General features: G+C 69.4%; 19 protein-coding genes. 4 read left to right on the forward strand and 15 right to left on the reverse strand.

The features are described 5' to 3' along the window. Positions 1 to 119: 119 nt before the first annotated feature. The 3 genes from AB7I40_RS06915 to AB7I40_RS06925 are packed head-to-tail and all read right to left on the reverse strand — an operon-like array spanning position 120 to position 5,205. Positions 120 to 794, reverse strand: a complete 675-nt coding sequence (locus AB7I40_RS06915; protein WP_428346255.1) for a hypothetical protein — start codon at positions 792 to 794, stop codon at positions 120 to 122. Continuing rightward, positions 794 to 3,463, reverse strand: a complete 2,670-nt coding sequence (locus AB7I40_RS06920; RefSeq protein WP_428346256.1) for a DEAD/DEAH box helicase — start codon at positions 3,461 to 3,463, stop codon at positions 794 to 796. Before AB7I40_RS06920 ends, AB7I40_RS06915 begins: the two co-directional genes overlap by 1 nt. Then, positions 3,460 to 5,205 carry an alpha-glucosidase gene (locus AB7I40_RS06925; protein ID WP_428346257.1) on the reverse strand — a complete coding sequence of 582 codons (1,746 nt, stop codon included), beginning with the start codon at positions 5,203 to 5,205 and terminating at the stop codon, positions 3,460 to 3,462. Before AB7I40_RS06925 ends, AB7I40_RS06920 begins: the two co-directional genes overlap by 4 nt. A 163-nt stretch (positions 5,206 to 5,368) precedes the next feature. Between AB7I40_RS06925 and AB7I40_RS06930 the strand changes: the two genes are divergently transcribed. Genes AB7I40_RS06930 through AB7I40_RS06940 form a run of 3 tightly spaced genes read left to right on the forward strand, consistent with a single transcriptional unit; the run spans position 5,369 to position 9,893 of the window. Continuing rightward, entirely contained in the window at positions 5,369 to 6,928 is a 1,560-nt protein-coding gene (locus AB7I40_RS06930) for a DUF1800 domain-containing protein (protein ID WP_428346258.1), read from the forward strand. A gap of 10 nt (positions 6,929 to 6,938) precedes the next feature. After that, complete coding sequence (locus AB7I40_RS06935; RefSeq protein WP_428346259.1) at positions 6,939 to 8,243, forward strand: DUF1501 domain-containing protein; 1,305 nt, start codon at positions 6,939 to 6,941, stop codon at positions 8,241 to 8,243. A 60-nt stretch (positions 8,244 to 8,303) separates the two neighbouring features. Then, positions 8,304 to 9,893, forward strand: a complete 1,590-nt coding sequence (locus AB7I40_RS06940; RefSeq protein ID WP_428346260.1) for a DHA2 family efflux MFS transporter permease subunit — start codon at positions 8,304 to 8,306, stop codon at positions 9,891 to 9,893. A gap of 21 nt (positions 9,894 to 9,914) precedes the next feature. Here the strand turns inward: AB7I40_RS06940 and AB7I40_RS06945 are convergent, their stop codons facing one another. Continuing rightward, positions 9,915 to 11,987, reverse strand: a complete 2,073-nt coding sequence (locus tag AB7I40_RS06945; protein ID WP_428346261.1) for a RecQ family ATP-dependent DNA helicase — start codon at positions 11,985 to 11,987, stop codon at positions 9,915 to 9,917. Between the two features lie 92 nt (positions 11,988 to 12,079). Between AB7I40_RS06945 and AB7I40_RS06950 the strand changes: the two genes are divergently transcribed. After that, positions 12,080 to 12,640 carry a hypothetical protein gene (locus AB7I40_RS06950; RefSeq protein WP_428346262.1) on the forward strand — a complete coding sequence of 187 codons (561 nt, stop codon included), beginning with the start codon at positions 12,080 to 12,082 and terminating at the stop codon, positions 12,638 to 12,640. 189 nt (positions 12,641 to 12,829) lie between these two features. Here AB7I40_RS06950 and AB7I40_RS06955 read toward each other — a convergent pair whose 3' ends face one another. The 11 genes from AB7I40_RS06955 to AB7I40_RS07005 all read right to left on the reverse strand — a co-directional run bounded on the left by AB7I40_RS06955 (position 12,830) and on the right by AB7I40_RS07005 (position 23,799). Next, entirely contained in the window at positions 12,830 to 14,782 is a 1,953-nt protein-coding gene (locus AB7I40_RS06955; RefSeq protein WP_428346263.1) for a M13 family metallopeptidase, read from the reverse strand. A gap of 21 nt (positions 14,783 to 14,803) precedes the next feature. Then, positions 14,804 to 15,739 (reverse strand): NADPH:quinone oxidoreductase family protein, encoded by a 936-nt coding sequence (locus tag AB7I40_RS06960; RefSeq protein WP_428346264.1) that lies wholly within the window; start codon positions 15,737 to 15,739, stop codon positions 14,804 to 14,806. A 9-nt stretch (positions 15,740 to 15,748) separates the two neighbouring features. Beyond that, positions 15,749 to 16,225 (reverse strand): hypothetical protein, encoded by a 477-nt coding sequence (locus tag AB7I40_RS06965; protein WP_428346265.1) that lies wholly within the window; start codon positions 16,223 to 16,225, stop codon positions 15,749 to 15,751. Then, positions 16,225 to 17,706 (reverse strand): hypothetical protein, encoded by a 1,482-nt coding sequence (locus tag AB7I40_RS06970; RefSeq protein ID WP_428346266.1) that lies wholly within the window; start codon positions 17,704 to 17,706, stop codon positions 16,225 to 16,227. The genes AB7I40_RS06965 and AB7I40_RS06970 overlap by 1 nt, the downstream gene beginning before the upstream one ends. Continuing rightward, a complete protein-coding gene (locus AB7I40_RS06975; protein ID WP_428346267.1) occupies positions 17,703 to 17,978 on the reverse strand; it encodes a hypothetical protein in 276 nt (91 codons plus the stop codon). The genes AB7I40_RS06970 and AB7I40_RS06975 overlap by 4 nt, the downstream gene beginning before the upstream one ends. Continuing rightward, positions 17,978 to 18,775: an ABC transporter ATP-binding protein gene (locus AB7I40_RS06980; protein ID WP_428346268.1), complete on the reverse strand. Its 798-nt coding sequence runs from the start codon at positions 18,773 to 18,775 to the stop codon at positions 17,978 to 17,980. The genes AB7I40_RS06975 and AB7I40_RS06980 overlap by 1 nt, the downstream gene beginning before the upstream one ends. Positions 18,776 to 18,796: 21 nt before the next feature. After that, the gene (locus AB7I40_RS06985) at positions 18,797 to 19,048 is read right to left on the reverse strand and encodes a hypothetical protein (RefSeq protein ID WP_428346269.1); all 252 of its coding nucleotides are present in this window, start codon (positions 19,046 to 19,048) and stop codon (positions 18,797 to 18,799) included. 113 nt (positions 19,049 to 19,161) lie between these two features. Next, positions 19,162 to 19,425: a LysR family transcriptional regulator gene (locus AB7I40_RS06990; RefSeq protein WP_428346270.1), complete on the reverse strand. Its 264-nt coding sequence runs from the start codon at positions 19,423 to 19,425 to the stop codon at positions 19,162 to 19,164. 122 nt (positions 19,426 to 19,547) lie between these two features. Next, entirely contained in the window at positions 19,548 to 20,528 is a 981-nt protein-coding gene (locus AB7I40_RS06995; protein ID WP_428346271.1) for an electron transfer flavoprotein subunit alpha/FixB family protein, read from the reverse strand. Next, positions 20,525 to 21,295 carry an electron transfer flavoprotein subunit beta/FixA family protein gene (locus AB7I40_RS07000; RefSeq protein ID WP_428346272.1) on the reverse strand — a complete coding sequence of 257 codons (771 nt, stop codon included), beginning with the start codon at positions 21,293 to 21,295 and terminating at the stop codon, positions 20,525 to 20,527. The genes AB7I40_RS06995 and AB7I40_RS07000 overlap by 4 nt, the downstream gene beginning before the upstream one ends. Next, positions 21,295 to 23,799 (reverse strand): GcvT family protein, encoded by a 2,505-nt coding sequence (locus AB7I40_RS07005; protein ID WP_428346273.1) that lies wholly within the window; start codon positions 23,797 to 23,799, stop codon positions 21,295 to 21,297. Before AB7I40_RS07005 ends, AB7I40_RS07000 begins: the two co-directional genes overlap by 1 nt. Positions 23,800 to 23,814: the final 15 nt, after the last annotated feature.

Raw genomic sequence — 23,814 nt, forward strand, 5'->3', positions numbered from 1 at the left:
GAGCCTCCCCACCTCTGCCGGAGCGGCTGAGTGCTGGCACGTTAGCGCCTCCTGGACCGGCTTGAAAAGCGTCCAACGGCCCCAGTTCTGAAAGCCCTGAAGCGTAAGGAAACGGCCCGTTATACGTCGGGGCTGGCGTCCAGGTCGTCGATCAGCCGCTGCGCACGGACTGCCGCGTCGTACGCCGTGTCGAGCTCGTCGACCTCCGGATCGCGCCCGGCCTGGTCCTCCCGGGCATGCAGCGCCGCCAGCAACTCCTCGCGCGAGAGTCCGCGCAGGCTCAACAGCACGAACGGATCGTCATCGATGAGCCAGGCACACTGGTGCAGGACCGCGAGCGCGTGGACGCAGGGCTGGGTCCACGCGTCGCACGGGCACGAGGCGTCGAACTCCCCTCCGTAGGGCAGCAGCTCGACCCCGGACTCCTCGGCGTCCTCGACCAGGTCATGGGGCAGTCCCCCCGCGAGCAACACCGCGATCCGCCCGGACCGGGAGGCCACTACCTCCACGAAGGCCGCCCGCTGGACGGGATCGAGCACAGGCAGGTCGATGCGCGGTGACCAGGTGTCGTCGCCGTGACGCACGGCAGCGAAGAACGAGCCGGACTCGATGGTGATGCCACCGACGAGTCCGGCCCTCGCATCAGAGCGGGAGCGCCGCAGGTCGCCCTCGCCGTAGGCGGACTCCTCGGTGGCGCGCACCCAGGCCTTGCCCCACCAGCTCGTGGCGCGCGCGGCCCGAGCGCGGGGCTGGAAGCGGGGGTAGGTGATGCCGGCGTCCGAGGCCGCGCCCATCACTCCACCCGTCGCAACGTGACAAGGTCGCGCAGCTCGTCGTTGCCGAGCTCGGTCAGGGCGGTCTCGCCGTTGGCCAGGACCGAGTCGGCGATGGCGCGCTTGCGGGCCAGCAGCTCGGCGATCTTCTCCTCGATGGTGCCCTGGGTGACCAACCGGTGCACCTGGACCGGCCTGGTCTGTCCGATCCGGTAGGCGCGGTCGGTGGCCTGTTCCTCGACGGCTGGATTCCACCACCGGTCGAAGTGGATCACGTGATCGGCCGCGGTCAGGTTGAGGCCGGTCCCGCCGGCCTTGAGGGAGAGCAGGAAGACCGGGACCTCTCCACGTTGGAACCTGGCCACCTGCGCTTCGCGACCCCGGATCGGGGTGCCACCGTGCAGGAACTGGTGCGGCACCCCGATCGCGGACAGGTGTGCCTCCAGCAGCCGAGCCATGGCGACGTACTGGGTGAAGATCAGCACGGCGCCGTCCTCGGCGAGGACGGTGCCGAGCACCTCGTCGAGCAGGTCGAACTTCTCCGAGCGGTTGGTGAGCCGCGGGTTCACCTGCTTGAGGTAGTGGGCCGGGTGGTTGCAGATCTGCTTCAGGCCGGTGAGCAGTTTGAGGACGAGCCCGCGCCTGGTCTCGGGATCGGCACGTTCGATGCGCTCCATGGAGTCGCGCACGAGCGCCTCGTAGAGGACGACCTGTTCCTTCGTGAGCCCGATGAGGTGATCGGTCTCGGTCTTCGCAGGCAGCTCGGGGGCGATCCCGGGATCGGACTTGCGACGACGCAGCAGGAAGGGACCGATCAGGTCGGCGAACCGGCGAGCGACTGCGCTGTCGACGCCGGACTCGATGGGCGCTGCCCACACCTTGCGGAAGGCGTTGCGACTGCCGAGCAGCCCGGGGGTGGCCCAGTCGAGGATCGCCCAGAGCTCGGTCAGGTTGTTCTCGACCGGAGTGCCGGTGAGCGCCACCCGGGCGCTGGACGGGATGCGGCGCAGCGTGCGCGCCGTCGAGGACTGCGGGTTCTTGACGTGTTGGGCCTCGTCAGCCACCACCAGGTCCCACGGCACCGCCGCCAGGGCCTCGTGGTCCAGGCGCATGGTGCCGTAGGTGGTGAGCACGAACCCGCCGTGGGTGCCGGCCGTGTCGAGACCACTCAGGTCACGCACCCCGCCGTGGAAGCGCCGCACGCCCACGCCCGGCGCGAACCGCCGGATCTCGGCCTCCCAGTTGCCCAGCAGGGAGGCCGGACAGACCACCAACGTGGGACCGGTCTGACCTGCCTCGACCCGGTGCAGGTGCAGCGCGATCAGGGTCACCGTCTTGCCCAGTCCCATGTCGTCGGCCAGGCAGGCACCCAGTCCGAGCGAGGTCAGCTGTGCCAGCCAGGTGAGCCCGTGGCGCTGGTAGTCACGCAGGGTCGCCTCGAGGCCGGTCGGCGTGGGCACGGGCTCCCGGGTGGCAGCACCGACCAGGCTCGCACGGACCTTCTCCAGGGTGGCTCCGACGACCACCGGGACGTCCTGGTCCTCGACGCTCACCACTCCGGTGAGGGTCGCGGCCAGTGCCTGGATCGGCTTCACGTCGCGGATCAGCCGCTTGCGGGCGCGCCGGGCCATCCGCGGGTCCACGACCATCCAGTTGTCCCGAAGCTTGATGATCGGGGTGGCCGCCTGGGCCAGCTGGTCCATCTCCTCTGTCGTCAAGGTCTCGCCGTGCAGGGCGAGCTCCCACTTGAAGGAGAACATCGCATCGGGACCGAACAACCCGGTCATCAACGGGTTGTCGTCCTTGCGGGGACTCAGCACGGTGCGTGCGGTCAGTTCGCGGTTGAGCGCTCGCGGCCAGAGCACCGGTACGCCGGCCGCCTCGAGCCCGGCCACGCCGTCCTCGAGGAGGCTGGTCAGCTCGTCGCCGTCGAGGTGCAGGGTGTCCGGCACCCGCTCCTCGAGCAGCCGGTCGAGCACCGGCCAGGCGTCGGCGGCAGCCCGCAGGGCGATGGTGGCATGGGTGCGGGCCCGGTCCCCGAATCCGTGGCTGGACGACGGACCCGACTCGGTCCACAGCAGGGCGGCATCGCAGACATGCAGCGGGTTGCGCTCGTCGTGGGCCTGCAGCACCAGTCGGCACGACCCTTCGCTGAGCTCCTGCTCGTCCGCCTCCACGCGCAGCGACAGCGTCACCAGCTGCGGTCGGTCGTCGGGCACCTGGATGCGGCGCTCCTCGACCAGCCGCTGCAGGCGGGTCGTGAAGTGGGGACGAGGCTCGCGGCGGACCTGCTCGCTCGGAGGACGGCGGGGCACGGCGTCCACGACGGCGGCGATCACCGAGCGCACGAGGTGCTCGGCCTCGATGGCGTCCAGATCGCCCCACGCCCGCGCCTTGGCCAGCATCGCGATGCGGTCCTCCTCGGCCTCGTCGAGCCGCACCACCCAGGCACCCGGTCCGGGCTCGATCCGGCCGGCCGCTACCAACCGCAGGCCCAACAGGGCCGCACCCGACAGCAGAGCGACCGACGGGTGGCTGGAGTCGTCGGCCTGGGCCTTGGACAGCACCGGCAGCGCGCCGCGGATCGGCAGCGTGACGGCCCGGCCGTCATCGGTGAAGTCGACAGCGCTCTCCCGGGGCGGGTCGGCGAGCCTGAACGTCGCGGTGCCGGTGATCGGGACGAAGCTCATCGGCGGTAGATCCGGGCCTCCCATGGGCCCAGCACCAACGCCGCTGCGGCCTCGTCGGCGTCGTCCGGCTGGCTCGGCCGCGCTGCGGACGGGACATTGGTGAGCACCAGCTCGGCACGCGCCCACTCGGCCGGGACATCCACGGGGACCCGCTGCTCGGAGGAGAGGTTGGCCGCCACGAGCAGCTCGCGCCCCCCGAGGGATCTGGTGAACACGTAGAGCTGCTCGTGCTCGGGCAGCAACATCGTGAAGTCACCGTGCGCGACGACCGGCTCCTCGTGGCGCAGCGCGATCAGGCGCTGGTGGTGGGCGAAGACCGAGTCCGGGTCGTCGACCTGGTCGGCGGCGTTGATCTCGACGTGGTTGGCATTGACCTCGATCCACGGGTCGCCGGAGCTGAACCCGGCCCCCGGCGACGCGTCCCACTGCATCGGCGTGCGGGCGTTGTCGCGCCCCTTGCGCCGCAGCGCGTCCAGGACGGCCACCGGATCGGCCCCGGCGGCCACCGCGGTGCGGTAGTGGTTGAGCGCCTCGATGTCGCGGAAATCGTCGATGGTCGCGAAGTGGGCGTTGGTCATGCCCAGCTCGTCGCCCTGATAGATGTACGGCGTGCCGCGGTGCAGGTGGAGCACGGTCGCCAGGGCCGTGGCCGAGCGCACCCGGTGGTGCGGTGAGTCGTCACCGAAGCGGCTCACCGCCCGTGGCTGGTCATGGTTGCCCCAGTAGAGGCTGTTCCAGCCGACCTCGGCCAGGCCCTCCTGCCAGCGGCCCAGGCAGGCCTTGAGCCGGCTCAGGCGAAGCGGCACCACATCCCACTTCCCCCCGGGGCCGGAGTCGAGATCGACGTGCTCGAACTGGAAGATCATGTCGAGCTCGGTGCGGGCCGGGTCGGTGTGGAGCCGCGCCTGCTCGACGGTGCTGCTGGGCATCTCACCCACCGTGAGCAGGCCGGGCGGGCGCCCGGCGAAGACCTCGCGGTGCATCTCGGCCAGGAACTCGTGGAGTCGCGGCCCGTTGAACGCCGCGGGGGCGGGATCACCGCCCGGGGTGTCGACGAGCTCGCGCTTGGAGATCATGTTGATGACGTCCATGCGGAAGCCGTCGACCCCGCGATCGAGCCACCAGCGCATCATCGCGTAGACGGCCTCGCGAAGCTCGGGGTTCTCCCAGTTGAGATCCGGTTGCTTCGGGCTGAAGAGGTGGAGGTAGTAGGCGCCGGTGGTCTCGTCCCACTGCCACGCCGGACCGGAGAACAACGACACCCAGTTCGTCGGCTCCGCCCCGGGTTGCCCGCCGACGTGCCCCGGCCGGGGCGGACGCCACCAGTACCAGTCGCGGCGCGGGCTGTCGGCACTCGCCCGGGAGTCGAGGAACCACGCGTGCTCGTCGCTGGTGTGGTTGACCACCAGGTCCATCACGATCCTGATGCCACGCTCGTGGGCCGCGGCGAGAAGGTCGTCGAACTGCGCCAGCGTGCCGAAGAGCGGGTCGATGTCCTGGTAGTCGCTGATGTCGTAACCGTTGTCGTCCATGGGCGAGCGGTAGACGGGACTGAGCCAGATCACGTCCACGCCGAGCCGCTGGAGGTGGTCGAGCCGGCTGAGGATGCCGCCCAGGTCACCGACGCCGTCGCCGTCGGAGTCGGCGAAGCTGCGCGGATAGATCTGGTAGACCACCGCTGACTTCCACCAGTCCCGGGCGGGAGGGACGTCGGCCTGGGCTGTTGCGGGGAGGTCGGGCACAGCGTCACGCTAGCAAGCCCAACCGACAGTCACCGGCCGCCGGATCGCCCCAAAACCGTGCGCGACCCCCCTGATCAGCACTAGGGTCGGGTGCTATCGCATCGGGCTCTGGTCGGGGGACGGCCTGCATGGTGCGAATCCCCCAGACATCGGGAGCGCTCGCGTGTCCGAGACGAAGATCCAGAACAGGTACGCCGGCAAGCGGCTCAAGCAGCCCGACGGCCGTCCCACCAGCAAGGTCACCGGCCCGGCGTCCAAGGGCGAGGGCGAACTCCTGCGCGCCGCTGTGACGCCCGTCGTCCTCGGTGGGCCGTCTCGCCACATCGCCCGCCGGTTCAGCGGCGGACTGACCCCTCAGCTGGCCACCCAGGTCAAAGCCGTCGGCGGCGGTCGCGACTGGTTCGAGAAGCAGCTCTACCCGACCCGCATCGCCGACCCCAAGGGCCGTCAGATCGATCGCTGGTTCCCCAGCCTCAAGCAGACCCCGAAGCAGATCTTCGACGGCGGGGTCGCCTGGGAGGTCATGGCCGACCTCAGCAAGTGGACGATGTGCCGGCGCATCTACAGCCGCCACCAGCTCCTCGAGCAGATGGTCGACTTCTGGTCCAACCTGCTGCACGTGCCGCTGATGGACGACTCGGCGTACTTCTACCGCGTCTCCTACGACCGGATGATCCGCAAGTACGCCCTGTCCAGCTTCACCCAGCTGCTCCTGCACTCGACGACCCACCCGGCGATGGGGCTGTTCCTCGACAACGCCGTGTCCACCAAGGACAACCCCAACGAGAACCTCGGCCGAGAGCTCCTCGAGCTGCACACGGTCGGTGTCGATGCCGGTTACAGCGAGAAGGACGTCAAGAGCTCGGCCAAGATGCTGACCGGCTACCGGGTCGACCTCTACTGGCCCTCGTTCCGGGCCTACTACGACCCCGAGGTGCACTACAACGCCAAGCCGCTGCGGATCATGGGGTTCCACCACCCCAACAACAACAAGGACGGGCGCGCGGCGACGCAGGCCTACCTGAAGTACCTGGCCCACCACCCCGCCACAGCCCGGCGGATCGCGCGCCGCCTGTGCGTGAAGTTCGTCAGCGACACCCCCTCGGCCGGCCTGGTCAACACGGTGGCGCGTGCCTACCTCAACAGCAACACCTCGATCCGACCCACCCTGCGGGCCCTGATCGACCACCCCGAGTTCGCTCGCTCCGCGGGCCTGAAGGTGCGCACGCCGTCCGAGGACTACGTCGCCACGGTCCGCTCGCTGGGCATCCAGATGGGCAAGCCCAAGGACGACTGGTCGTTCGCCAACGCGATGTACTGGCAGTACCGCGAGCTCGGCCAGGCGCCGTACGAGTGGCCGGCGCCCAACGGGTTCCCGCAGGACAACCGCTCCTGGAGCAGCGCCGGGCGGATCCTGAGCAGTTTCGACACGCACCGCAGCGTCACCGCGGGCTGGTGGCCCTCGGCCGACCACCACCAGGCGGCGTGGCGCTCGGACGCGGCCTGGATGCCACCACTGCCGGCCACCGTGGACCACGTGATCACCCACATCGGCCAGGTGGTGCTCGGGCAGACCCCGAGCCTCGGCATCCGCAAGGGCATCGCCCAGCAGCTGGGCTTCTCGCGAGGCCACCGGCTCACCGACGACGAGGTCAACCAGTGGTTCCCGGTCGACCTGATCGTCTCGTCCCTGCTTGACTCGCCGACCCACCTGCACCGGTGAGGAGCCGATCATGACCGACAAGACCCCCTGCGGTTGCCCTGAGTTCTCCACCTCCCGACGCAGCTTCCTCGCCGCGGCCGCCGCCGGTGGCGTCGGCATGGCCGGCGCCAGCCTGTTCGGCGAGGCCTTCCGGCAGGTCACGTACGGCGGCACGCCCGGCGAGGGCGGCAACGTCCTGGTCGTGATGAGCCTGCGTGGCGGCTCCGACGGACTCTCCATGGTGGTGCCGCGCGGTGCCGACCACGCGCTGCTCTCGGGCTACCGCGAAGGCATCGTCGTGCCCGAGGCCTCACTGCTGGGCAGCACGACCGACAACCGGTTCGGCCTGCACCCGGCGTTCGCGCCCCTGATGCCGATGTGGAACGCCGGCACGTTCGGCGCCGTACACGCCGTCGGCCTGCCGCAGCCCAACCGCAGCCACTTCGACGCCATGGAGGTGATCGAGGACGCCGACCCCGGGTCATCGGCCCGGGTGGGCTGGATCAACCGGATGGTCGGCCTGGACAAGGACGCCACCACCCAGACCTCGTTCAACCTGGGGTCCTCGCTGCTGCCGACCTCGCAGGTCGGACCGGCCCCCGCTTTAGGGGCCTACCGGCTCTCCGACCTCGAGGTCGCCGACCTGGGCAACAACGCCAAGCGGCGCAAGGCCGCACTGCGCAAGATGTGGTACTCCGACAAGTCCGGCCTCGGCAACAGCGTGCGCAGCACCCTCGACGTGGTCGACATGTTCGGCGACCTGGCCGCGGGTGCCGCGCTCGACGAGAACGACCCGGCCAACCCGGTGCACACCGCGGCGTACCCGCCCGGGCAGCTGCAGTCGGTCCTCGCCAACACCGCCGCCCTGATCAAGGCCGACCTCGGCACCGAGGTGATCACCGTCGACTACGGCAACTGGGACATGCACAACGGACTCGGCGGCAACGACCCGAGCACGGGTTGGATGCACGACCAGCTGGACCACTTCGCGCGCTCGATGGTGGCGTTCTTCGACGACCTGGGCACCGCCGCCTCGCGGGTCACCGTCATCACCATCAGCGAGTTCGGTCGCCGCGTGAAGGAGAACGGCGACCACGGCGTCGACCACGGCTACGGCAACGCCATGCTGCTCCTCGGTGCCGGCGTCAACGGTGGCGACGTGCACGGCGGCTGGAAGGGTCTGGCCCAGGCCGACCTCAACGACGACGACGTCCCCTTGGCCCAGGACTACCGCAGCGTGCTCTGGCCGGTGCTCAAGAGCCGCTTCGGCGTGAGCAACAAGGCCCGGGTCTTCCCTGGCTTCGCCGAGGCAGACGTGCCGAACCTCATGGTCTGAGGCGCCGTACCCCGACAAAAGAGTGTGCACTGCACGGGATCGGTTCACTAGAGTCGACCGGTGTCCTTCTCTGATGACCCCACTCAGACGCCGTCCGACCAGGTGCCCTCCGAAAAGCTCGACAAAGGCGTCCTGATCGTTGCCGGCGTGGTCGTGCTCGGCGCGATCATGTCGATCCTCGACATCACCGTCGTGTCCGTCGCGCTGCGCACCTTCCAGACCGAGTTCGACGCCACCGCGGCCGAGGTCGCCTGGACGATGACCGGCTACACGCTCGCCCTGGCCAGCGTGATCCCCCTGACCGGCTGGGCAGCCGACCGGTTCGGCACCAAGCGGCTCTACCTGCTCGCGGTGCTCCTGTTCGCCGCCGGTTCAGCGCTCTGTGCCACCGCCAACAGCCTGGAGATGCTGGTGGGCTTCCGGGTCCTGCAGGGCCTCGGCGGCGGCATGCTGATGCCGCTCGGCATGACGATCCTGACCCGCGCGGCCGGCCCCGAACGGGTCGGGCGCGTCATGGCCGTCCTGGGCATCCCGATGTTGCTGGGCCCGATCTTCGGCCCGATCCTGGGTGGCTACCTGATCGATGTGGCGTCGTGGCACTGGATCTTCCTGATCAACGTGCCGATCGGGATCGCAGCCCTGGTCTACGCGTGGATCGTGCTGCCCGGCGACAACGTCAGGCCGTCGGAGAGCTTCGACTGGCTGGGCATGATCCTGCTGTCGCCAGGCCTGGCCGCCTTCCTGTACGGCGTCTCCTCCATCCCCGAGGCCGGCACCATCTGGACCGCGAAGGTCCTCCTGCCCGCCATCATCGGCACCCTGCTGATCGCCTCCTTCGTGCCCTGGGCGCTGCGCACCGCCAACATCCACCCGCTCGTGGACCTGCGCCTGTTCCGCGACCGCAACATGACCGTCGCCATGCTCGCCATGTCACTGTTCGCCATCGCCTTCTTCGGCGCCAGCCTGCTCTTCCCGCTCTACTTCCAGCAGGTGCGCCTCGAGAGTCCTTTGCAGTCGGGTGTGCTCCTTGCGCCCCAGGGAGTCGGCGCGATGGTCACCATGCCGATCGCCGGCGTCCTCGCCGACCGGATGGGACCGGGCAAGATCGTCATGACCGGCATCGCGACCATCACCGCCGGAATGGCCATGTTCACCCAGATCAGCGCCGACACGTCGTACCTCTACCTGCTGACCTCGCTGTTCATCATGGGCCTCGGCATGGGTTCCACCATGATGCCGATCATGAGCGCCGCGCTGGCCACCCTCAACGACGCCAGCATCGCGCGGGGCTCCACGCTGATGAACATCATCCAGCAGGTCGCGGCCTCCATCGGTACGGCGCTGTTCTCGGTGCTCCTGACCAACGGCTTCAACTCCAGCCCCCAGATCGGGCAGCTCACCCGGATCATGTCCCTCACCGGCGGCAGTGACGACGACGCATCGGTGGCGGCAGCCGCAGTCAAGCTCGGCATCGACCCGAACACGCTGCCGCAACTGTTCGCCCAGGCCCAGCTCGACATGGCCGACGCGTTCGCCTTCGTGTTCGTGGTGGCCACGATCCTGGTGGCCTGCTGCCTCATCCCGGCGTACTTCCTGCCACGCAGGCCGCTGGCCAAGACCATCGACCCCGCCGCGATGCTCACGCACTGACCGCAGGGGCGTGCGGGTGCCTCAGGTCTGGGTCCCCAGCGCCAGAGGCAGCACGGCGCTCGCGCCCGCGCGTCGCAGAGCGCGCGCTGCCAGGGTCATCGTCCAGCCGCTGACCACCAGGTCGTCGAGCAGCAGCACCGGTCCTGGCGGGATCTCGCCCTCGAGTGAGTAACGCCGTCCCACTGCGGCCACCCGTTGGGCGGAGTTGGATGAACCCTGGTCCGGCAGCACGTCGGGGTCGACGATGGCGAACCTGCCGACCACCGGCACCTTGAGGTAGCGCGACAACCCGTCGGCGAAGTCGGCGACGAGAACCGGGCGACGCTGCGACTCCACGTGCACGATGCCCGCGACGGCGGGCCGCCACTCCCCGAGCACCTCGATGACCGCGTGCACGAGGGCCAACGGCACCGGGCCGTCCGGAGTGCCGCTGCGGAAGAGCTCTCGCAGGTGCTGGCCGTAGCCGAGGTCGGTCAGTCGCGCCACCGCCCGACCTTCCTCGGCGGCGTCAGCGATCTTGCCCTTGAGGTCGATCCCCAGGTTGGCCAACGCGGTGGGCCACATCTTGCGCGGGCCCAGCACCACGCCGGGTCGCGACAGCTGCGCGGACGCATCGCTCACCGCTGTCTGCGACACCGTCGCCGACAAGGCGAGCCCCCCGCAGTTGTCGCAGCGGCCGCACTCGGCGGCACCGGGGTCGTCGAGCTGGTTGCGCAGGAACCACATCCGGCAGCGGTCAGTGCGGATGTAGTCCAGCATCGCCTGCTGCTCGACCTCGCGAGCCTCGGCCACCCGGCGGTAGCGCTCCGCGTCGTAGGCCCAGTCCTGGCCGGTCGCCTCCCAGCCACCCTGCACCCGGCGGGCGGCGCCGTCGACGTCGAGCACCTTGAGCATGGACTCCAGTCGTGTCCGGTTGAGGTCGACGAAGGTCTCCAAGGTCGCGGTGCTCACCGGACGGCCCTGGTCTGCAAGGACCGAGAGCGTCTGACGCACCTGGCCCTCGGGCGGGAAGCCGAGGGAGGCGAAGTACTTCCAGATGTCGCGATCCTCGAGCGCCGGCAGCAGGACGACGACCGCGTGGTCGGTGCCGCGACCGGCACGTCCGACCTGTTGGTAGTAGGCCACCGGCGACTGCGGAGCGCCCATGTTGACCACGAAGCCGAGCGTGGCGTCGAACCCCATCCCCAGCGCACTGGTGGCCACCAGCGCCTTGACCCGCCCAGCCGCGAGGTCGCGCTCCAGGGCCTCACGCTCGGTGGGGTCGGTCTGCCCGGAGTAGGCGGCCACGGTGTGGCCGGCGCTGCGCAGGTGCTGCGCGATCTCCTGGGTGGCGGCCACGGTCAGGCAGTAGATGATCCCGCTCCCGTCGAAGTCGCCGAGGTGATCGGCGAGCCAGGCCAGGCGTTGCTCCGCGGTCTTGAGCTGCACGACACCGAGCTGCAGCGACTCCCGGTCGAGCTCACCTCGCAGCACCAGGACGTCGCTGCCCAGCTGTTCGGCGACGTCCGCTGTCACCCGGGCGTTGGCCGTCGCCGTGGTGGCGAGCACCGGGATCCCATCAGGCAGCTCGGCGAGCATCGTGCGGATCCGGCGGTAGTCAGGACGGAAGTCGTGCCCCCAGTCGGAGATGCAGTGCGCCTCGTCGATCACCAGGAGCCCGGCCGTGGCCGCCAGACGCGGCAGCACCTGGTCACGGAAACCCGGGTTGTTGAGCCGCTCCGGGCTGACCAGGAGGACGTCGATCTCACCCGCATTGATCGAGTCGTGGATGCGGTCCCAGTCCTCGATGTTGGTCGAGTTGATCGTGACCGCGCGGATCCCGGCCCGCTCGGCGGCCTCGATCTGGTTGCGCATCAGCGCCAGGAGCGGCGAGATGATCACCGTCGGCCCAGCGCCGTACTCCCGGAGCAGGAGGGTGGCCACGAAGTAGACCGCCGACTTGCCCCATCCGGTGCGCTGGACGACCAGCGCGCGCCGCTTGCCGATGGCCAGCGCCTCGATAGCGGTCCACTGGTCGTCGCGCAGCACCGCGTCCGGGCGCCCGACCAGAGCCTGGAGGTGGGCCTCGGCGCGCTCACGCACGGTGCTCGTCATGGGGCCTGTCTATCAGCGGTATCCGACACCACGCCCAGGGGTCCTCTTCTCACCGGCCCACCATCGGGGTGGGCCACATCCAAGGAGTCATCATGAAGAAGATCCTGATCGCCGCCGGCGCCGCCGCCATCGTCGCCTCCACCGGGGGCCTCGCCCTGGCATCCGGTGGCGGGAACCCCCAGGCCGCCCCCGGCGCCGGGGCCGAAACAGCACCGAGGGTCCACCGCTGCGACGGTGGCCCGAGCGTGAACGTGCGCACCCGCAGCGTCAACACCCCCTTCACCTTCGGCGAGACCGGCGACCTTGCCATCCCGGGCGCCAAGCTCAACTTCGCCGGGCCCCGCGTCGGCAAGGACACCGTCGTGGTCACCTTCTCCGGGGAGACGCGCCTGTACAACGCCGAGTCGGACGACTGGATGGGCATCGAGGTGAAGCTCGACGGCGTGAACATCCAGCCCTACACCGCCGTGGGCGACGTGATGGCACTGGCCAGCGACGACAACTGGGGCATGCACGCCGCACAGTTCTGCACCAAGGTCGGGCCAGGGCGACACACCCTGGAGGTCTTCACCAACACCGCCGACTTCGGCAGCGACAGCCCCCTCAGCGGCTGGATCGACGACTACCAGACGACCTTCCAGCGCTTCCAGTGAGATCGGCTGCAGGTTTCCCCGGCGGGTCAGTCCGGCCGGGGGAACCTGGACCGGTGTCACCAGATGCGCACGCGCCTCCCGCATGCGTGCGCACGGTGGAGGTTGTCAGGGCTTGTCCACGGTTGTCGGCCATTGCAGAGGCTGACAACCGCGAGTTTCCCCGGTCGACCGGGGAAACCTGGACCGGTGTCACCAGATGCGCACGCGCTCCCCGGGGTCGAGCCAGAGGCCGTCGTCCTGCGCGGTGTCGAACGCCGCGTGGAACTCGTCGAGGTTGCGCACGATGTTGGCGCGGAACTCGGGCGGGCTGTGCGGGTCGATCGTGAGGTACTGCTGCTCCTGCTCCTTGCGTCGCTTGGTGCGCCACACGTAGGCCCAGTTGAGGAACAGCGCCTGGCTCGACTCCTTCGAGATCGTGCCGCCCTCGGCGATCGTGTAGGCCTTGTGCCCGATGGTCAGTCCGCCCAGGTCACCGATGTTCTCGCCCACGGTCAGTGACCCGTTGACGTGCTCACCGGGCAGCGCACGGGGCTCGAACGCGTCGTACTGCTCGATCAACGCCTTCGACTTGACCTCGAAGGCGGCCTTGTCGTCGCTGGTCCACCAGTCGTTGAGGTTGCCGAGGCCGTCGTACTGGGCTCCCTGGTCGTCGAACCCGTGACCGATCTCGTGGCCGATGACCGCGCCGATGCCGCCGTAGTTCTCGGCCATGGACGATTCCGGGCTGAAGAACGGCTTCTGCAGGATGCCGGCCGGGAAGCAGATCTCGTTGGTCCCGGGGTTGTAGTAGGCGTTGACCGTCTGCGGCAGCATGAACCACTCGTCACGATCGACCGGGGAGCCGATCTTGTCGAGCTGGCGCTTGGTCTCGAAGCTGGCCGTGGCCGCGACGTTGCCCATCAGGTCGTCCGGGCGGACCTGCAACGCGGAGTAGTCGCGGAACCGGTCCGGGTAGCCGATCTTGGGCCGGAACGTCGTGAGCTTCTCGTAGGCCCGCTGCTTGGTCTCCTCGGTCATCCAGTCGAGCGCCTCGATCGAGCGCCGGTAGGCCTCGAGCAGGTTGGCGACGAGCTCATCCATCATCGCCTTCGACTGCGGCGGGAAGTAGCGCTCGACGTAGATCTTGCCGACGGCCTCACCGAGTGCTCCCTCCACGAGGCCGACACCGCGCTTCCAGCGAGCCCGCAGCTCGGGGGTGCCGTTGAGGGTGCGCCCGTAGAAGTCGAAGTTCGTCTCGACGAAGTCCTCGGTCAGGTAGGCCGCGCTCGCCCGCAGCACCCGGGTCAGCAACCACCCGCGCCAGTCCTCGATCGGGACGCTGGTGATCACCTCCGACAGGTGGGCGAAGTACGACGGCTGGCGCACGCAGGTCTCGGCGATCGTCGCGTCAGAGCCACCGAGGTTGCGGATGTAGGCGTCCCAGTCGAAGGCCGGGGTGAGCTCGCGCAGCTCCTCGATCGTGGTCAGGTTGTAGGTCTTCTGGACGTCGCGCGTCTCCGCGCGCTCCCAGTGCCCCTTGGCGAGCTCGGTGTCGATCTCCAGGACCCGCTGGGCGATCGCATCGGCGTCCGGCACCTCGGCCAGGGTGAGCAACCGGCTCAGGTAGGCGACGTACTTCTCCCGGATCTCGGCGAACTTGTCCTCGCGGTAGTAGGACTCGTCGGGCAGGCCGAGCCCACCCTGGGTGAGGTTGAACAGGTAGCGCTCGGAGTTCTTGGAGTCGGTGTCGACATAGCTGCCGAAGAGCCCGTGCGAACCGATCCGCTCGAGTTCACCGAGCAGGGCCGCCAGGTCGCGGGTGTCTCGCAGGGCCTCGACGGCGTCGAGCAGGGGCCGGACCGGGGTCAGCCCCAGCCGCTCGATGGCTTCCTCGTCCATGAACGACTGGTAGAGCGCCGCGATCTTGTCGGCATCGCCCATCTCGCCCTGGGCCAGCGGGTCCACCGTGGCGGCGACCTCTTGGATGATCTCGCGGACCTGCTCCTCGGCGGTGTCGGCCAGCTGCACGAACGGCCCCCAGCTCGACCGGTCGCTCGGGATCTCCACCTCGTCCAGCCAGCGGCCGTTGACGTGGCCGAACAAGTCGTCCTGCGGGCGGATGGCGGGGTTCATGCCCGGACGGGCGTCATCGAGGGTGCTCACCTCCCGAGCCTAACCAAGTGTTCAGCAGACGACCACGACGGACTTCCCCAGAGTTCGGCGCTCCTGCATCTCCGCAAGAGCAGAGCCGAAGTCGGCAAGGTCGTAGGTGGCACCGATCGGCGGCTTGACGGTGCCGTCGGCGAGCATCGGCTCCAGCTCGCGCCACTGCTCCTGCATGTAACCCTCGCGGGCCATCGCGAAGGCGCCCCAGCCGACCCCGCGGACGTCGATGTTGTTGAGCAGGAGCCGGTTGACCTTGACCTCCGGGATGCCCTGACCGGCCGCGAAGCCGACGACCAGCAGCCGACCCAACGGGTTGAGCAGCCGCAGGCTGGGCAGGAACACGTCACCACCGACCACGTCGAGCACGACGTCGACCCGGCCGGCGTCGGCGAGGTCCTCGACGCGGACCACGCGGTCAGCGCCGGCAGCCAAAGCCAGGGACTCCTTGGGTGCGCTGCTCACCACAGCGACGGTGTGGGCTCCGAGACCCCTCGCGACCTGGATCGCGGCCGTGCCCACGCCACCTGCCGCCCCGTGGATCAGCACCGTCTCCCCAGGCTGGACCTGGCCGCGCTGACGCAGCGCGAAGAGGGCGGTGAGGTAGTTCATGGGCAGCGCCGCGCCCTCGTCGAACGACAGCGAGTCCGGCAACGGGAACACGAACTGGCGGGGCGCGACGACGCGCTCGGCAGCCCCGCCGTACGGCAGCACCGCGCAGACCCGTTGGCCGACCTCGAGGCCGGGGCCACTGAGCACCGTGCCCGCGAAGTCCACGCCGAGCGTGAACGGCGGTTCCGGCTTCATCTGGTAAAGCCCCTTGCTGAGCAGCAGATCCGGGAAACTCACCCCCACCCGGTGCACCTCGATGAGGACATCGTCGGGACCCGGGGTCGGCTCCGGGATGTCGCGGACCTCGACGGGTCCGTCTGTCTGGGTGACCTGGACTGCGCGCATGCAGTGACCCTACTGACCTCCCACCGACTCCCGGAGGATGCGGCCGTCGGGGCACAGTGAGGTCAGGTTCACCAGGTGCAGGAAGGCCAGCGGTACCCAGGCGAGCGCCGCGAGGCCGGCGGCGCCCAACAGGAGGCAGGTCAGGGTGCCCACGACAGGTCCGGCCGCGGCACTGCGGGCGCCGACCAGATCCGGCGAGGCACACACGTAGACCGACGACCAGGTGCCTTCGACGGCAGGGCCGGCCTCGGGGGGCAGCGTCACCGCATGGGCCACCTCGTGAGCCGCGAAGGACACCCAGAAGCCCAACGCCAACTGCCCCACGAGGGCGAGCCCCGCCCAGGCACTGCCGAACCACCAGGCCAGGGGCAGCACCGTGAGGGCGGCCACGATCGTCGCCAGGGCCGTGGGTCGCAGCGTGAGGGCCGCGATCGCCAGGGCCGTACGCCGCCGCCCGCGCGGCTGGACGCGGATCCTCGAGGCCATCAGGCGGCCAGCACCTCGCCCTGACGCGGTGCCCCAGCCGGGGCCAGGCGCCAGCCGTAGAGGCATCCACCGAGTACGGCGGCGAGCAGGACCACGCCGGTCAGTGCCCACTGGCTGGTGCTGAGCACCTCGATGCGGGGCAGGCCGAAGGCCACGATCAGGACCACCACGATGGCGGCGAACTCGCCGGAGATCGCCGACAGCCCGTGCTCCTCGGTGACCGGGAGGAATGCGCCGACGAGCAGCACGAGGACGAGTTCCAGTCCGAGCAGCGGGAGGACGCCCAACGCGTCGGCCATGGTGAACTGCCCACCGCTGGTCATCGTGAGCAGACTGGCGAAGACCATCACATAGGTCGCCCACGCCACGACGTACGCCGCGAGCCGGACCCAGACGTGGGCCCACCAGCGACCGGTGGCGGCATAGAGCCAGGCCGAGCGGCTCTCCACTCCGGCCACGGTCACGGCCGAGGTGGTGGCCAGGGAGCACAGGGCGAAGAAGACCGAGTGGGAGAAGACCGGTGACCGGTCTCCGGCGACCGTCAGCGTCGCCGCCGTGGCGGTGACGACCAGGACCAGGAGACCGACGTTGGGCTGGTAGCGCAGGAGCTGGCGCAGCTCGAGAACGGCGAGCGAGGTCGAGGGAACGATGTGCCGATTGGAACGGCCGAGCCGGGCGGACAGGGCGGCATGGTGGGCTGGCGCACGTCCCCAGGAGCCGCCCACGAGCACCAGGAGGGAGGCGATCGGGATCACGACGAGAGCGAGGACGCCGGCTGCCCAGGGGCGTTCGAGGACGCCGACCACCTCACCGACGAGCACGAGCGGGTTGCGAAGGGAAGCCTTGGCGTCGATGTTGGCCATCACTCGGGCCAGGAAGCTGCCGACACCGACCACCACGACCGTCGCTGCCAGCCCACGACAGGTGGCCCCGCTAGCCAGCCGGGTGGCCACCAGGAGTCGGGTGATCGCGCCGGCGGTCAGGGCACTGAGGGCCATGCCGCCCAAGGCGCAGCTGACCACGAGGCCCACGGCGGCCAGGCTGAGACCCACCGACCCCGCATCGCGGATCAGGCCGCCGGCCACCGCGAGCGAGGCGCACAGTGTGATCGCAAGGGCCGGCACCAGCGTGACCACGGCCAGTCCCAGGCGCCGGTCCTGCTCGTCGGCAGCAATGGCGGTGAGCACCGTGTCGACGGCGGTGCTGTCGGGAAGGGCCAGGGCGAAGGCCGCCCAGATGACCGCCCCGAGCACGAACACCACGATGAGGACGGCGCGGGCGGCCCGCTCCCGCTCGACGGACGCCCCGAGGTCGGGAGCCAGGCTCCACGACAGTCCGGCGGTGAGCGCGACCAGGGCCACCCCGAGCACGGCGAGCGCCCGGACCCGGGCCCGGCCGCCCAGCGTGCGCCGCAGGTCGGCGCCCCACACCAGCAGGTGGGTCCGGGCGACCTCCCCGACGACGGCGGAGCGCGAGATCATCTCGCCAGCACCGAGTCCGACCGGTCACTGCGCTGGCCGACCGCACGATGGGCGAATGCGAAGACCAGCGTCAGCACCACGAAGATCACCACACCCGCGACCGGGTGGAAATCGAGGCTCGTCTCCAGCTTTCCGTCCTGCGTCTGCGACGTCGCGGTCATCAGTCCAGGAATGGCGACATTGGCGCTCGTGACAAAAAGCACCAAGCCGCAGATCAGATAAACACAAACGGTGCAGAAAGCAGCCTCGAAAGCGGCAAGAAGATATTTCATCAGATCACTTCCTCACAGCGATATTGGGTGGACATCTTCTCGACGATGGCCGTGCGGCGATCGTCCACGCGCTCGGAGAGGCCGCTGAGGGCCAGGAACGCAGGTTCGAGGGAGAGGGTGCCGGCCTGGGCGCAGACTTCGTCGGGGGTGCCGGCACCGACCACGGCACCCGAGGCCATGATCGTCACCCGGTCACAGGTGCGCGCTGCAGCCTCCAGGTCGTGGGTGGCCAGCAGGACACCGCCGCCCGAGCGGGTGTGGACCTCGAGGATGGCGTGCAGGATGGCAGCGGCTTCCGGGTCCAGGCCACGCAAGGGCTCGTCGAGGATCAGCAGGGCCGGGTGGTGCGAGACGGCACACACGATCTGGAGCTTGCGGCGCATCCCGTGGCTGTAGCCGACGACGGCCCGGCCGAGGTGCGGGCCCAGCTCGAAGTGCTCGGCGAGCCAGAGCGCGAAGTCGTTGTCGAAGTCCCCACGACGCAGGCGGGCCATGAGCGCGATCGTCTCTGCCCCGGTCAGCGACAGCGGGGTGGGCAGGTCGTCGGGGGCGAACCCGAAGGCCCGCTTGGCCGGCGCCGAGGTGTTGGGCTCCCCGCAGACGAGAACGCGCCCCGTCTGCGGGGAGACCAACCCGATGATGGCGTGGATGACCGTGCTCTTGCCCGCACCGTTGGGCCCCAGCAGCCCGACCGTCTCTCCGGGGGAGACGTGCAGTGCGACATCGCTGGCGGCGACGTGGTTCCCGTAGGCGACCCGCAGGTGCTCGACGTCGAGGAGGCTCGTGGGTGCGGTCATGGTCATCTCACTCCTGGTGGATCAGTAGCAGCCGAGGTCGATCCCGACCGGGATCTTCCACTTGGTGTGGAACCGCCAGTTGCCCGAGAAGCCGCGGTAGCCCCGGTTGAGGCACATCACGAAGGCCACGGCCGCCGCGACCATGATCAGGATCGCGAAGAAGACCCAGACCCAGGCCATCTTGCGTTCACGCAGGGCACTGACATCGGTCGACGTGACCTTGACGAAGCCACCGAGGGCCAAGTCGTTGACACGTTCGAGGGTTGAAGACATTTGCTTACCTCCCGCTTTTCGTGAGCCACAATGTGTGACTTCGAGGAGCATGCCCGGGGCAATTCCTCGGAGAAAAGGGATCATTGGGATTTCCAATAACCTCGCGGGAATGGTCATCGCGGAACACGTCCCGTGGGACGCGTCAATTCGCCGTACGCCACGATCATCACGCGTGCCAGGGGCACGACGCGCTGGCCGGCATCGGTGAGGGTCATCGCACCGGAGCCGCGAACGAGCAGGCGCTCGTTGAGCAGGCACTCCAGCCGCGAGACCTGCTGCGACACGGTGGGCTGCGAATAGCCCAGATGATGGGCGGCTGCGGTCACGGACCCGAGCCGGGCAACGGTCAGGAACGTGTGCAGCAGTTCGACGTTCACGTCGTCACCATCGAAACATCACCCCGTATCACGGCACCGAGTCGGCTACGACTCCACGCTCACACCGTCAGGTGGTGCGGGCAAGGTCCCGGCTCAGGGGTGTTGCTGCCGTGGCAGGAAGTTCAACCGCGGCGAGCCTTCAGCTCCTCGATCACCGCGGGCACGACCTCGTGCATGTCGCCGACCACGGCGTACGTCGCCTTGGTCATCATCGGCGCCTCGGGATCGGTGTTGATGGCCAGGATGGTCTTGGAGCTCGCGCAGCCTGCCCAGTGCTGGATCGCACCGGAGATGCCGCACGGGATGTAGAGCTCCGGAGAGATCCGACTCCCGGTCTGGCCGACCTGCTCGTGGTGGGGCCGCCAGCCGAGGCTGGTCACCACCCGGGAGACTCCCAGGGAGCCGTCCAGCAGCTCGGCCAACTCGGCGACCGCGCCGAAGCCGTCCGGGCCGCCGGCCCCGCGGCCGGCGCCCACGACCACGCGGGCGGACTTGAGCGAGTCGGAGTGGTCGACCTCCTTGGCGCCGGTGGAGACCACCCGCGCCACGAGGTCGGCCTCGGCCACCTCGGGGGTGAACTCGTGCCAGGACGCCGGAGCGCCCCCGGCGGACTCGGCCGTCCAGGAGTGACCGGCCACCGAGAAGATCGCGGGCCGCTGGTCGAGCTTCATCTCCTCCAACGCAGCACCCCCCACCACCTGGCGGGTCACGACGAACGGGGCCAGCCCCGCGAAGGACACCACGTTGGCGGCCATGGGTACGTCGAGCCGCGCGGCCAGGTGCGAGAGCACCTCGTTGCCGCGGGCACTGCCCGCCGTGGTGACGACCACCGATCCGGTGGACTGCCGGATGCTCTGGAGTGCGGCAGCCCACGAGGCGCCGCCGAACGCGTCGAACGCCGAACCCACCGCCTGGTGCACCTCCGAGACGCCGTGCTCCCCCAGCTCGGCGGCCAGGGACTCACGCGAGTCGACCTCGCCGATCACGACCGCGCGGATGGCGATGCCGCCGCCCTCGGCGGACAGCGAGCGGGCCAGGGCGAGCGTCTCGAGCGAGATCTCGCTGGCGGCGCCGTCCTCGGACTCGATCAGGACCAGGATCATCGTGTCACTCCCAAGCTCTCCAACAACTCCACGACCGCCGGGGCGGCCTCGGGGCCCTCACCGATGATCTGCACGCTGCTCGGTGCGGCCGGCGGGAGGAACAGCTTCACCCGTGATGCACCCACCGGGGCGCGCGTGGCTGTGCGCATCTCGATCTCGATCTTCTTCGCGGCCATGCGGCCCTTGAGGGTGGGGTAGCGCGGCTCGGCGCCACCTTCGAGCACGGACACCACGGCCGGCAGCGGCAGCGAGTAGGTCTCCTCGCCGACCGGCCCGTCGACGTGGGCGGTCAGGTTGCCGTCCGCCACCTCGACGACCGAGGCTCCGGTGACGACCGGGCGACCGAGGAGGTAGGACAGCCGGATCGGCACCTGAAAGTCACCGCTGTCGGCGGCGTCGTTGCCCAGGAGGACCAGGTCGTACGTCGTGCCGGCCTGCTCGTGGTCGCGGATGACCGCGGCGATCTCGTGAGCCACGTCGACCGGTCCGAGGGTGGCCGGGTCGGCCTCTACGAGCACGGCGGCCTGGCAGCCCAGGGCCAACGTGCCGCGCAGCTGCTCAGTGGTCTCGGCGGCACCCACACTGACCAGGGTCACCGAGCCGTTGGTGGCGTCGGCGATCCGGATGGCCAGCTCGACCGCGCTGTTCTCGTGGTTGCTGACCGTGAAGCCGACGAACCGACCATCGACTCCTTGGCCGTCCTCGGTGAGCAGGATCTGCCCCGACGAGTCCGGGACGCGCTTGATGCAGACCAGAACGCTGGTCATCAGCGGATCCGGGCGTTCTCGGGGTCGAGCGCAGGGGTCGCGTCGATGCTGACGATGGACACCGGGTAGAGCTCCTCCATGTAGGAGACCGCGAGCTGGTTGCCCAGCACGGCCTCGGCAGGCGGCAGGTAGGCCAGCAACAGGTGCTTGCCCAGGCTCGGCGCGGAGCCGGCCGTGGTCACGTAGGAGTGGTGGCCGTGACCGTCGGTGAGCAGCCCGCCGTCACGGGTCAGGATCGGCTCGCCCCCGAGCATGTAGCGCTTCACGCCGCTGGCCGAGGTGTGGTCGTCGACGGCCAGGGTGCACAGGACCGCGGCGGGAGCCTCCTCACGCTGCTTGAGATAGGCGGCCTTGCCGACGAAGTCGGCTGCCTTCACCTTGGGCCGCTGCATCCCGGCCTCCACGATGGAACGCTCGGCGTCGAGCTCGGCGCCGTACGCCCGGTAGCCCTTCTCGATCCGGCCGGTCGTGCCGTAGACACCGATGCCGACCGGCACTGCGCCGTACGACGCACCGGCGGTGAGCAGGGCGTCCCAGAGGGCGGCGGCCTGGTCCATGGGCACGTAGAGCTCCCAGCCGAGCTCGCCGACGTAGGAGATCCGCGAGGCGAGCACGGTGATGCCGGCCACGGTGATGTTGCGGCAGGTCAGGAAGCCGAAGCCGGCGTCGGAGACGTCCTCGTCGGTCAGCGAGGCGACGATGTCGCGGGCCTTCGGGCCCCAGACGCCGATCGTGGAGACGTCGTTGGTGAGGTCCTTCAGCTCGGCGTTGCCCACCAGCCGGTCCGCGAACCACTTGCGGTCGGCCATGCCGTGGGCGCCGCCGGTGACGACCCGGAAGTGGTCCTCGCCCAGCCGCATCACGGTGAGGTCGGAACGGAAGCCACCCTTCGCGTCGAGCACCGGCGTGTAGATCACCTTGCCGACCGCGACGTCGCACTGGGCCACGCACACACCCTGGACCGAGGCGAGGGCGTCGGCGCCGGTGATGTCGAAGATGCAGAACGCGGTCAGGTCGATGATGCCGGCGACATCACGCATCCGCAGGTGCTCGGCGTTGATGATCGGGCTCCACCAGCGTGCGTCCCACTCGTTCTCGCGCGGCATCACGGCCTCGCCGTACACCTCGAGGAGGTCGGCGTTGGTGTTGTACCACTGCGGGCGCTCCCAGCCGACGGCCTCGAAGAACTCCGCCCCGAGCTTCACCTGCGAGTCGTGCATGGGCGAGAGTCGCTGGTCGCGGTCGGACTCGTACTGCTCGGCCGGGTGCACGATGCCGTAGGTCTTGATGAACGACTCGGTGGTGCGCAGGCGGGTGTGCTCGCGGCGCTCCTGGTGGGGGTAGAACCGGGCGATGTCGCTGTGGTGGATGTCGATCTCGGAGTAGCCGTGGGTCATCCACTCGGCCACCGCGCGTCCCACTCCGGGACCTTCCTTGATCCAGACCGCCGCCGCGGTCCACAACCCGCCGACCTGGCTCTCGCCGAGGATCGGGTTGCCGTCGCAGGTCAACGAGAGCAGGCCGTTGATGGCGTAGCGCATCTCGGCACCGTCGGCACCGAGCAGGTCGGGCATCAGCTCGAAGGCCTGCTCCAGCTGCGGGTCGAAGTCGTCGGAGGTGAAGGGCATCTCGGTCGGCGACAGCTTGGCCTGCTCGATCGAGGGGATGTCCTCGGGCTCGTGCAGGATCGCGCGGTGGGCGTAGGAGCCGACCTCCATGTCGGCGCCGTGCTGGCGCTCGTAGCAGAAGGTGTCCATGTCGCGCACGATCGGGAAGGTGATCTCACCCTCGGTCTCGGCGAGCTGCGGGCAGGGACCGACGCTGATCATCTGGTGCACGGCCGGGGTGAGCGGGATCTTGATGCCGGCCATGTCGCCGATCTTGGGACTCCACACGCCACACGCGATGACGACGGTCTCGGCGTCGATGTCTCCGCCGGTCGTGCGCACCCGCTTGATCCTGCCGTCCTCCACGTCGAGCCCGGTGACCTCGACGTTGGGCACAACCCTCAGTGCGCCGGAGGCCAGCGCCTTCTCCCGCATGATCGTGCCGGCCCGCAGCGAGTCGACCACGCCGACGCTGGGGGTCCAGAAGGCGCCGATGAACTGGTCCTCCTCGATGAAGGGGACCTTCTCCTTGACGAACGCCGGACTGACCAGCTCGCTGTCGATGCCCCAGGCCTTCGAGCTCGACATCCTGCGGCGCAGCTCCTCCATCCGCTCCTCGGTGCGCGCGATCTCGAAGCCACCGGACTGGGTGAAGACACCCATCTCCTTGTACTGCTTGACCGAGTCGAGCGTCAGGTCGGTGATCTCCCGGGAGTGGTCCACCGGGAAGATGAAGTTGGAGGCGTGCCCCGTGGAGCCACCGGGGTTGGGCAGGGCCCCTTTGTCGATCTGGACGATGTCGGTCCAGCCGAGCTCGGCGAGGTGGTGCACCAGGCTGTTGCCGACGATGCCGGCGCCGACGACGACGACCTGGGCGGAGCTGGGGACGGTGGCCATGGGGTCCTCTTTCGG

The sequence above is a fragment of the Nocardioides sp. genome, from assembly GCF_050246775.1.
GTDB lineage: Bacteria > Actinomycetota > Actinomycetes > Propionibacteriales > Nocardioidaceae > Nocardioides.